We start from the raw sequence: 11471 nt of genomic DNA on the forward strand, positions 1-11471 counted from the left end.
CTAGGGCAGCGTAGTCCTGTCAGGAATAGACCATGGACTTTAGTTTCAGCCGCGACCAATTGCTGTTCCAGGACAACGTCAGAAGTTTTCTGATCAACGAGGTCACCCCGGAGCGTATTCGCGAATTGTGGCTCAGCGACAGCGGGCGCAGCGATCAGCTCTAGGCCCAATTGGTGGAGTTGGGCTTGACCTCGCTGACCGTTCCCGAAGAGCAAGACGGGATGGGCATGAATGAGCTGGACTTCATTCTGCTCGCTCAGGAATGTGATTATGCCGGCCTGCCCGAACCGCTGGTGGACACGATGCTGATCGGCGTGCCGTTGCTCGCCGCCCTTGATGAAAGCCACGCGGTACTCAAACAGCACTGGCTGACGCGCGTTGCGCAAGGCCGCGCGCGACTGGCGATTGCCGAACCGGGTAACCCGCTGGTCAGCGATGCTCATGTCGCCGATTTGCTGTTGCTGGCTCATGGCGATGAGGTGCATGCGGTCGAATCTGGCGCGGTGCGCCTGACCCGCAATGTGTCGGTCGATCCCAGTCGTCAGTTGTTTCAGGTCGACTGGACGCCGACGCCTGCCACTTGCGTGGCCAGCGGTGAACAGGGCTGTCGTTTATGGACCTCTGCGTTCAACCGTGGCGCTCTCGGCAGTGCTGCGCAGTTGTTGGGGCTGGCCAAGCGCATGGTCGACCTCGCGGTGGATTACACCTTCGAGCACAAGCAGTTCGGTAGCCGGTGGGCTCGTTTCAGGCGGTCAAGCATTTGATGGCCAACGTCGCGGTGCAGATCGAGTTCGCCAAAGGGCCGCTGTATCGCGCGGCCTACGCAGTGGCCGAGCAGCAACCGGGACAAGAAGTGCTGGTGTCCCATGCCAAGTTGGCAACTTCGGACGCAGCCATGCTCGCCGCAAAAAACATCATTCAGGCCCATGGCGCCATGGGTTACACCTGGGAAGTCGACCTGCACTTGTTCATGAAACGCGCCTGGGCGTTGGACAAGGCCTGGGGGGATCGTGGTCATCATAAAGGGCGAATCCGCGCGGCGTTGTTCGACGGCAATCCAGCACTGGGTGCTGGAAAAACTTTCTGACGACGACTGTGCCTGACGTCAACATTTACCTCGAGGTACACCATGCCTGAAGCCTAAATTGTCGACGCCCTGCGTACGCCCACCGGGCGGCGCAAAGGTGGTTTGAGCCAGATTCACGCCGCCGATCTGGGCGCCCGCGTCTCGCGTGCGCTGGTCGAGCGCAACGACATCCCCGATGACGATTACGACGACGTGATCTTCGGCTGTGTCGACACCATCGGCCCGCAGGCCGGGGACATTGCCCGCACCAGTTGGCTGGCCGCCGGCCTGTCGGAGGCGGTCCCCGGCACCACCATCGATCGCCAGTGCGGTTCGTCCCAGCAAGCGGTGCACTTTGCCGCCCAAGCGGTGATGAGCGGCACCCAGGATGTGGTCGTCGCCGGCGGCGTGCAAACCATGACCCAGATTCCAATTTCCTCGGCGATGATCGCTGCCGAACCGCTGGGCTTCAGTGACCCGTTCAGCGGCTCCGAAGGTTGGGTCCGGCGCTATGGCGCACAACCGCCAATTCAATTTCGTTCGGCGCAGATGATTGCCGAGAAGTGGGGGTTGTCCCGCGAACAACTGGAAGCCTATTCACTGGAGTCCCATCAGCGGGCATTGCAGGCCATTGAGCAAGGGCGGTTCAACCGGGAAATCGTGCCACTGGCCGGGGTCGTGCACGACGAAACACCGCGCCAGACCAGCCTGGCGAAAATGGCCGAACTGGACGTTCTGTTTGGCTGCGACGCGGCCAGCGCGATGTTGATCGTTTCTGAAACAGCACTCAAACGCTACGGACTGACACCGCGCGCGCGTATCCACCACCTCAGCGTGCGCGCCGCAGACCCGATCTGGATGCTCACCGCACCCATCCCGGCCACCGCTTATGTACTCAAGCGAGCCGGGATGAAGCTGGAAGACATCGAACGGGTGGAGATCAACGAAGCCTTCGCCTCGGTCGCGATGGCCTGGCTCAAGGAGACGGGTTATCCCCATGAACAGACCAACGTCAACGGCGGGGCGATTGCCCTCGGCCATCCACTGGGCGCGACCGGCACCCGGTTGATGTGCACGCTGTTGCATGAACTGGAGCGCAGCGGGAGACGCTTCGGTTTGCAGACCATGTGCGAAGGCAGCGGCCAGGCCAACAGCAACGACATCACCCGCTACGACGATGCGGCGTTGATCGTGCGCCAGGCCATCGAAACCTTCGGCGGTCTGGACGTGGTGGTCAACAACGCCGGCATCTGCCGCGACCGCATGTTCACCAGCCTCACCGAAGCCGACTGGGATGCGGTGGTGGCCGTGCACCTCAAAGGCCACTTCTGTATCGCCAGCCATGCCGCGCGTTACTGGCGCGAGCAGGCCAAGGGAGGTGCGCAGCTGAGTGCGCGGATCATCAATACAAGTTCCGGGGCAGGTTTGCAGGGCTCCATCGGCCAGTCCAACTATGCCGCTGCCAAGGCCGGTATCGCTGCGTAGACGCTGGTGCAGGCAGCCGAACTGGGTCGCTATGGCATAACCGTCAACGCCCTGGCCCCGGCCGCGCGCACCGGAATGACCGAGCAAGTGTTCGCCGATACCATGAAAAGACCCGAAGAGGGCTTCGACTACTTCGCTCCGGAAAACGTTGCGCCGCTGGTGGTCTGGCTCGGCTCGCAAGCGTCCAGTGCGGTGAACGGGCAGATGTTCGAAGTCGAGGGCGGCAAGTTGTCGATTGCCGACGGCTGGCGTAGAGGTCCGGAACTGGACAGGCAAGGGCGTTGGGCGGTGGGAGAGGTGGGGCCGGCGGTAGAGCAATTGATGGCCCGGGCGGTGCCTGCGGCGAAAGTGTACGGCAGCTGATTGGGCCGCCCGGGACTTCGGGATTTCCAATCCTTCTATATATAGAGGAAACGGGCTGTTTTCCGGCGTTCTGCAAGTGTTTGATAGAAAAGCGTAATTAAGGGTTGACGGCAGATTCAGGAAGTCTATAATTCGCCCCACTTCCGGCGCAGTCGAAACGGAAAACTCCTTGGTAAACAATGAGTTACGCAGTTTTCGGCAGCGAGTTGCTTCAGGTCATCGAAGCCCAGAAGGAGTCGGTCAGGCAGGGTGGTTTAGCTTGATTGACGATTCGATCTTCTCGGTCGAAAGCGGAACAAAAGAGGTGTTGACAGCAGCGAGTAACGCTGTAGAATTCGCCTCCCGCTAGCGAGAGATCGCAAGCGCAAGTGGTTGAAGTTGCAAAGGAAACTTTGAAAACTTCGAAAAATAACCGCTTGACAGCAACAGAGGCTGCTGTAGAATGCGCGCCTCGGTTGAGACGAAAGATCTTAACCAACCGCTCTTTAACAACTGAATCAAGCAATTCGTGTGGGTGCTTGTGGAGTCAGACTGATAGTCAACAAGATTATCAGCATCACAAGTTACTCCGCGAGAAATCAAAGATGTAACCAACGATTGCTGAGCCAAGTTTAGGGTTTCTTAAAAACCCAAAGATGTTTGAACTGAAGAGTTTGATCATGGCTCAGATTGAACGCTGGCGGCAGGCCTAACACATGCAAGTCGAGCGGCAGCACGGGTACTTGTACCTGGTGGCGAGCGGCGGACGGGTGAGTAATGCCTAGGAATCTGCCTGGTAGTGGGGGATAACGCTCGGAAACGGACGCTAATACCGCATACGTCCTACGGGAGAAAGCAGGGGACCTTCGGGCCTTGCGCTATCAGATGAGCCTAGGTCGGATTAGCTAGTTGGTGAGGTAATGGCTCACCAAGGCGACGATCCGTAACTGGTCTGAGAGGATGATCAGTCACACTGGAACTGAGACACGGTCCAGACTCCTACGGGAGGCAGCAGTGGGGAATATTGGACAATGGGCGAAAGCCTGATCCAGCCATGCCGCGTGTGTGAAGAAGGTCTTCGGATTGTAAAGCACTTTAAGTTGGGAGGAAGGGCATTAACCTAATACGTTAGTGTTTTGACGTTACCGACAGAATAAGCACCGGCTAACTCTGTGCCAGCAGCCGCGGTAATACAGAGGGTGCAAGCGTTAATCGGAATTACTGGGCGTAAAGCGCGCGTAGGTGGTTTGTTAAGTTGGATGTGAAATCCCCGGGCTCAACCTGGGAACTGCATTCAAAACTGACAAGCTAGAGTATGGTAGAGGGTGGTGGAATTTCCTGTGTAGCGGTGAAATGCGTAGATATAGGAAGGAACACCAGTGGCGAAGGCGACCACCTGGACTGATACTGACACTGAGGTGCGAAAGCGTGGGGAGCAAACAGGATTAGATACCCTGGTAGTCCACGCCGTAAACGATGTCAACTAGCCGTTGGGAGCCTTGAGCTCTTAGTGGCGCAGCTAACGCATTAAGTTGACCGCCTGGGGAGTACGGCCGCAAGGTTAAAACTCAAATGAATTGACGGGGGCCCGCACAAGCGGTGGAGCATGTGGTTTAATTCGAAGCAACGCGAAGAACCTTACCAGGCCTTGACATCCAATGAATCTGCTAGAGATAGCGGAGTGCCTTCGGGAACATTGAGACAGGTGCTGCATGGCTGTCGTCAGCTCGTGTCGTGAGATGTTGGGTTAAGTCCCGTAACGAGCGCAACCCTTGTCCTTAGTTACCAGCACGTAATGGTGGGCACTCTAAGGAGACTGCCGGTGACAAACCGGAGGAAGGTGGGGATGACGTCAAGTCATCATGGCCCTTACGGCCTGGGCTACACACGTGCTACAATGGTCGGTACAGAGGGTTGCCAAGCCGCGAGGTGGAGCTAATCCCAGAAAACCGATCGTAGTCCGGATCGCAGTCTGCAACTCGACTGCGTGAAGTCGGAATCGCTAGTAATCGCGAATCAGAATGTCGCGGTGAATACGTTCCCGGGCCTTGTACACACCGCCCGTCACACCATGGGAGTGGGTTGCACCAGAAGTAGCTAGTCTAACCTTCGGGAGGACGGTTACCACGGTGTGATTCATGACTGGGGTGAAGTCGTAACAAGGTAGCCGTAGGGGAACCTGCGGCTGGATCACCTCCTTAATCGACGACATCAGCTGCTCCATAAGTTCCCACACGAATTGCTTGATTCATTGAAGAAGACGATAAGAAGCAGCCCGAAATTGGGTCTGTAGCTCAGTTGGTTAGAGCGCACCCCTGATAAGGGTGAGGTCGGCAGTTCGAATCTGCCCAGACCCACCAATTTTGTGTGGGAACCTGTAGAAATACGGGGCCATAGCTCAGCTGGGAGAGCGCCTGCCTTGCACGCAGGAGGTCAACGGTTCGATCCCGTTTGGCTCCACCACTACTGCTTCTGTTTGTTGAAAGCTTAGAAATGAGCATTCCATCGTGATGATGGTGAATGTTGATTTCTAGTCTTTGGCTAGATCGTTCTTTAAAAATTTGGGTATGTGATAGAAAGATAGACTGGACGTTACTTTCACTGGTAACGGATCAGGCTAAGGTAAAATTTGTGAGTAGCTCTTAATTGAGCAATGCATGCGAATTTTCGGCGAATGTCGTCTTCACAGTATAACCAGATTGCTTGGGGTTATATGGTCAAGTGAAGAAGCGCATACGGTGGATGCCTTGGCAGTCAGAGGCGATGAAAGACGTGGTAGCCTGCGAAAAGCTTCGGGGAGTCGGCAAACAGACTTTGATCCGGAGATGTCTGAATGGGGGAACCCAGCCATCATAAGATGGTTATCTTAAGCTGAATACATAGGCTTAAGAGGCGAACCAGGGGAACTGAAACATCTAAGTACCCTGAGGAAAAGAAATCAACCGAGATTCCCTTAGTAGTGGCGAGCGAACGGGGACTAGCCCTTAAGTGGCTTTGAGATTAGCGGAACGCTCTGGAAAGTGCGGCCATAGTGGGTGATAGCCCTGTACGCGAAAATCTCTTGGTCATGAAATCGAGTAGGACGGAGCACGAGAAACTTTGTCTGAATATGGGGGGACCATCCTCCAAGGCTAAATACTACTGACTGACCGATAGTGAACTAGTACCGTGAGGGAAAGGCGAAAAGAACCCCGGAGAGGGGAGTGAAATAGATCCTGAAACCGTATGCGTACAAGCAGTGGGAGCCCACTTTGTTGGGTGACTGCGTACCTTTTGTATAATGGGTCAGCGACTTATTTTCAGTGGCGAGCTTAACCGAATAGGGGAGGCGTAGCGAAAGCGAGTCTTAATAGGGCGTCTAGTCGCTGGGAATAGACCCGAAACCGGGCGATCTATCCATGGGCAGGTTGAAGGTTGGGTAACACTAACTGGAGGACCGAACCGACTACCGTTGAAAAGTTAGCGGATGACCTGTGGATCGGAGTGAAAGGCTAATCAAGCTCGGAGATAGCTGGTTCTCCTCGAAAGCTATTTAGGTAGCGCCTCATGTATCACTGTAGGGGGTAGAGCACTGTTTCGGCTAGGGGGTCATCCCGACTTACCAAACCGATGCAAACTCCGAATACCTACAAGTGCCGAGCATGGGAGACACACGGCGGGTGCTAACGTCCGTCGTGAAAAGGGAAACAACCCAGACCGTCAGCTAAGGTCCCAAAGTTATGGTTAAGTGGGAAACGATGTGGGAAGGCTTAGACAGCTAGGAGGTTGGCTTAGAAGCAGCCACCCTTTAAAGAAAGCGTAATAGCTCACTAGTCGAGTCGGCCTGCGCGGAAGATGTAACGGGGCTCAAACCATACACCGAAGCTACGGGTATCACTTAGGTGATGCGGTAGAGGAGCGTTCTGTAAGCCTGTGAAGGTGAGTTGAGAAGCTTGCTGGAGGTATCAGAAGTGCGAATGCTGACATGAGTAACGACAATGGGTGTGAAAAACACCCACGCCGAAAGACCAAGGTTTCCTGCGCAACGTTAATCGACGCAGGGTTAGTCGGTCCCTAAGGCGAGGCTGAAAAGCGTAGTCGATGGAAAACAGGTTAATATTCCTGTACTTCTGGTTATTGCGATGGAGGGACGGAGAAGGCTAGGCCAGCTTGGCGTTGGTTGTCCAAGTTTAAGGTGGTAGGCTGGAATCTTAGGTAAATCCGGGATTCTAAGGCCGAGAGCTGATGACGAGTTACCCTTTGGGTGACGAAGTGGTTGATGCCATGCTTCCAAGAAAAGCTTCTAAGCTTCAGGTAACCAGGAACCGTACCCCAAACCGACACAGGTGGTTGGGTAGAGAATACCAAGGCGCTTGAGAGAACTCGGGTGAAGGAACTAGGCAAAATGGCACCGTAACTTCGGGAGAAGGTGCGCCGGTGAGGGTGAAGCATTTACTGCGTAAGCCCATGCCGGTCGAAGATACCAGGCCGCTGCGACTGTTTATTAAAAACACAGCACTCTGCAAACACGAAAGTGGACGTATAGGGTGTGACGCCTGCCCGGTGCCGGAAGGTTAATTGATGGGGTTAGCTAACGCGAAGCTCTTGATCGAAGCCCCGGTAAACGGCGGCCGTAACTATAACGGTCCTAAGGTAGCGAAATTCCTTGTCGGGTAAGTTCCGACCTGCACGAATGGCGTAACGATGGCGGCGCTGTCTCCACCCGAGACTCAGTGAAATTGAAATCGCTGTGAAGATGCAGTGTATCCGCGGCTAGACGGAAAGACCCCGTGAACCTTTACTATAGCTTTGCACTGGACTTTGAATTTGCTTGTGTAGGATAGGTGGGAGGCTTTGAAGCGTGGACGCCAGTTCGCGTGGAGCCAACCTTGAAATACCACCCTGGCAACTTTGAGGTTCTAACTCAGGTCCGTTATCCGGATCGAGGACAGTGTATGGTGGGTAGTTTGACTGGGGCGGTCTCCTCCTAAAGAGTAACGGAGGAGTACGAAGGTGCGCTCAGACCGGTCGGAAATCGGTCGTAGAGTATAAAGGCAAAAGCGCGCTTGACTGCGAGACAGACACGTCGAGCAGGTACGAAAGTAGGTCTTAGTGATCCGGTGGTTCTGTATGGAAGGGCCATCGCTCAACGGATAAAAGGTACTCCGGGGATAACAGGCTGATACCGCCCAAGAGTTCATATCGACGGCGGTGTTTGGCACCTCGATGTCGGCTCATCACATCCTGGGGCTGAAGCCGGTCCCAAGGGTATGGCTGTTCGCCATTTAAAGTGGTACGCGAGCTGGGTTTAGAACGTCGTGAGACAGTTCGGTCCCTATCTGCCGTGGACGTTTGAGATTTGAGAGGGGCTGCTCCTAGTACGAGAGGACCGGAGTGGACGAACCTCTGGTGTTCCGGTTGTCACGCCAGTGGCATTGCCGGGTAGCTATGTTCGGAATAGATAACCGCTGAAAGCATCTAAGCGGGAAACTAGCCTCAAGATGAGATCTCACTGGGACCTTGAGTCCCCTGAAGGGCCGTCGAAGACTACGACGTTGATAGGTTGGGTGTGTAAGCGCTGTGAGGCGTTGAGCTAACCAATACTAATTGCCCGTGAGGCTTGACCATATAACACCCAAGCAATTTGCTGACCTGAAAGGGCACCAGATTGCGGTGTGTGAAGACGACACAAGTCGAAAATTCGCAACGCAACACACAAATCTATTGCATACCCAATTTGCTGAAACGTCGAAAGACGGCTCAGTACCCGAATTTCTTGACGACCATAGAGCATTGGAACCACCTGATCCCATCCCGAACTCAGCAGTGAAACGATGCATCGCCGATGGTAGTGTGGGGTTTCCCCATGTGAGAGTAGGTCATCGTCAAGATTAAATTCCGAAACCCCTATCTGCGTATGCAGGTAGGGGTTTTGTTTTGCCCGCAGGAAAGTGCGAGCGGCATTACCGGTACTTGATCACAATCCCTTTGAGTTTCCGACCTTCGATGGTTTTTACATCGCGAGCCCAAAGCGGCCCGTTGACATAGGCGCCCACCGGTTGGATATGGTCGTAGACCACCACCACGGCATTGCCGCCGAGCTTGGCGGACTCTTCGCGTAGTTTTTCTTCTACCTGAGTGATGGTGGGAGCAGGCTCGACGCTCGCGTCGATGACCACCTCACCCAATCGGACGTGAGGTCGAAGAGGCTCGGTGCGCAGCACCACAACCTCGCTGGCGAGCGTCGGTGCGGGATGCTCCACACCCACATAGGCGGTGGTCTGGGCGTCGACGGTAGCGCACCCACTCAGCGTGAGCAGAGTGGCGGTGAGTCCTCCGGCCAGCAGTGACAGTTTGAAACGAGTGGACCAAGGCACGTCATGGGCAGGCATGGTGGGGTTCCTCCGAACAATCCGCCGCTGTATGAGGTAGCGTGTTGACGGTAGCAGACAGCCCGGCAGTTGCCAGAAGCCCAACCTTTCCAGGTTGGGCTTTTTTCATGCCTTGAGAAAGTGAGTTTCACTGATCCTTTTCGCAATTCACCATCCACGACACACCAAACCGATCAACCAACATGCCGAAGCGTGCTGCCCAGAACGTCGCTTCCAGTGGCATTTGAACGCTGCCGTCTTCCGATAATGCAGCGAAGACCCGTTCAGCCTCCGCAATGCTGTCGACATTCAGCGAAACCGAACAGCCGCTCATTTCGTCAGTAGGGCGATCAGGTGTTGTGTCCGAGCCCATGATCGCCTGATCGCCCACCAGCAGACGGGTGTGGATGATCAGGTTGTGGTAGTCCGTCGGAAAGTGCTCGCGCGCGGGGCTTTCGCCGAAGGTCATCATGACTTCGATCTGGCCTGGCAGGCTTTGGGCATAGAAGGTGAAGGCGGCTTTGCAGTCGCCGTTGAAGATCAGGTAGGGATTGATTTTCATGCTTTGCTCCCGGTAACGAAGAAGCGGAGGGAGGCTGAATTCACCTCCGGCGCCGCAGTGATTGGGCTCCCATTAGCAAAGCGTTAGATGTCGTGATTGGCAGGAATTGTTTAGATGTTTTTTCTATTGAAGCAGCGTGGCTTATGGCTTCCGGCGCATAGGTAACGATCCAAGGTCTTGGGTCCTCAAGCTACTGCCCGTGGAGCCGCGGGGCGTAGCAAACGTTCGATGGCTCCACTCACCAGACACTCCAACAACTCAACGCGCTCTCGCTCATCCAGTGAATGTTGCGCCAACCAGCCGGGTGCGCTGTTGAGTAAGTTTGCGATTGCATGTCCGGCGGCCAACAGACCCTGTTCACTGAAGCGGGACCGGGCCCCGAGCATCAGCAGCAATTTGCGCTCGTATTGCTCGCGCAGCTGCCGAACCCGTTCCTGTTGCTCTTCATTCAGGCAGCCGCTGTCGCGTTCTGCCAGACGAAAATGCCAGGGCATCTCCTGATGCAGGTTCAAATGCGCTCGGATAAGGGCATGGAGTTTGTCGCGTTTTGCCGGCGCCTTTTGCTCGATCCGCCCCAAGGTTGCCAACAGCTCTTCGTAGAACTCTTCGATCAGGTCGAGCAGCAAGTGCTGTTTGCTGGGGTAATGGTGATACAACGAGCCGGGAGCGAGCCCCAGGCAGGTCGCGAGCTCACGCATGCCAACCTGTCCGAAACCCTTGCAGGCGAACAGCTCCAGCACCTTGTCCCGGTACTCGGCAAAGCGCGAGCAACGCTCAGGCATAGGCATGGAAGCCACGCCCCGTTTTGCGCCCCAGGTAACCGGCGGCGACCATTTCCTTGAGCAGTGGAGCAGGGCGGTATTTGCTGTCGTTGAAGCCGTCGTAGAAGGCTTCGAGGATCGCCAGCACGGTGTCCAGACCGATCAGGTCCGCCAACGCCAACGGCCCGATCGGCTGATTGCAGCCCAGGCGCATGCCTGCGTCGATGTCTTCGGCGCTGGCCAGGCCTTCCTGAAACACCAGGATCGCTTCGTTGATCATCGGCACCAGAATCCGGTTGACCACGAAACCCGGACGGTTGCCCGCGGTGATCGCGGTTTTGCCGAGAGTGGTCGCCATGTCCAGCGCCAGGGCGTGGGTGGCGTCGCTGGTTTGCAAACCGCGAATCACCTCGATCAGGCCCATCACCGGCACCGGGTTGAAGAAGTGCAGACCGATGAACCGCTCAGGCTGGCTCACGCTGGCCGCGAGTTGGGTGATGGACAGCGAAGACGTGTTGGAGGCAATCACGCAATCGTCGCTGACCTGCGCGGCGATCTGTTGCAGCACGCGCAGTTTCAGCTCGAGGTTTTCGGTCGCGGCTTCGATCACCAGTTGCACGTTCTGCAGGTTGCTGTAGTCGGTGCTGGTGCGGATCTTGTCGAGGGCGGCGAGCTTTTGCTCTTGCGTCAGCGTTTCCTTGGCAACCTGTCGATCGAGGTTTTTGCCGACGGTCGCGACGGCCTTTTGCAGGGCGCTCTCGGAGATGTCGAGCAAGGTCACGTTAAAACCGGCCAAGGCGCAGACTTGCGCAATGCCATTGCCCATGGTGCCTGCGCCGATCACGCCAATGTTTTGCAGATTCATGTTCTGTCCTTCCGATCAAATCCCGCGATACCTTGGCCGC

The 11471-nt window shown here is 55.9% G+C and carries 4 protein-coding genes, 2 tRNA genes, 3 rRNA genes and 2 pseudogenes; 7 read left to right on the plus strand and 4 right to left on the minus strand.

From position 1 onward, the window contains the following. The first annotated feature begins 32 nt into the window (after positions 1-32). From ACSQ87_RS11175 to rrf, 7 genes and pseudogenes are all read left to right on the plus strand, one after another. Positions 33-1087 (plus strand): annotated as a pseudogene (locus ACSQ87_RS11175) (acyl-CoA dehydrogenase family protein). Positions 1088-1144: 57 nt separating this feature from the next. Beyond that, positions 1145-2914 (plus strand): annotated as a pseudogene (locus ACSQ87_RS11180) (acetyl-CoA C-acetyltransferase). Between the two features lie 641 nt (positions 2915-3555). Further along, positions 3556-5094: ribosomal RNA gene (locus ACSQ87_RS11185) — 16S ribosomal RNA — on the plus strand. An 82-nt stretch (positions 5095-5176) separates the two neighbouring features. Continuing rightward, positions 5177-5253 (plus strand) — tRNA-Ile (locus tag ACSQ87_RS11190). A gap of 27 nt (positions 5254-5280) precedes the next feature. Continuing rightward, positions 5281-5356 (plus strand) — tRNA-Ala (locus tag ACSQ87_RS11195). 252 nt (positions 5357-5608) lie between these two features. After that, positions 5609-8500: ribosomal RNA gene (locus ACSQ87_RS11200) — 23S ribosomal RNA — on the plus strand. Between the two features lie 147 nt (positions 8501-8647). Beyond that, positions 8648-8763, plus strand: a 5S ribosomal RNA gene (gene rrf / locus ACSQ87_RS11205). Together the 16S, 23S and 5S rRNA genes with 2 tRNA genes alongside form the textbook arrangement of a ribosomal RNA operon. Positions 8764-8835: 72 nt before the next feature. Here rrf and ACSQ87_RS11210 read toward each other — a convergent pair. The 4 genes from ACSQ87_RS11210 to ACSQ87_RS11225 all read right to left on the minus strand — a co-directional run bounded on the left by ACSQ87_RS11210 (position 8836) and on the right by ACSQ87_RS11225 (position 11431). Further along, on the minus strand, positions 8836-9264 hold the full coding sequence (locus tag ACSQ87_RS11210; RefSeq protein ID WP_436273599.1) for a hypothetical protein: 429 nt from the start codon (positions 9262-9264) through the stop codon (positions 8836-8838). A gap of 127 nt (positions 9265-9391) precedes the next feature. Further along, positions 9392-9805 carry a VOC family protein gene (locus tag ACSQ87_RS11215; RefSeq protein ID WP_046048345.1) on the minus strand — a complete coding sequence of 138 codons (414 nt, stop codon included), beginning with the start codon at positions 9803-9805 and terminating at the stop codon, positions 9392-9394. A 185-nt stretch (positions 9806-9990) separates the two neighbouring features. Then, positions 9991-10593, minus strand: coding sequence for a TetR/AcrR family transcriptional regulator (locus tag ACSQ87_RS11220; RefSeq protein ID WP_223432718.1), 603 nt, complete (start codon positions 10591-10593; stop codon positions 9991-9993). Continuing rightward, complete coding sequence (locus ACSQ87_RS11225; protein ID WP_076030546.1) at positions 10580-11431, minus strand: 3-hydroxybutyryl-CoA dehydrogenase; 852 nt, start codon at positions 11429-11431, stop codon at positions 10580-10582. Before ACSQ87_RS11225 ends, ACSQ87_RS11220 begins: the two co-directional genes overlap by 14 nt. Positions 11432-11471 lie beyond the last annotated feature (40 nt).

It is taken from the genome of Pseudomonas sp. LjRoot277 (genome assembly GCF_964253845.1).
In the GTDB taxonomy this organism is placed as follows: Bacteria; Pseudomonadota; Gammaproteobacteria; order Pseudomonadales; family Pseudomonadaceae; genus Aquipseudomonas.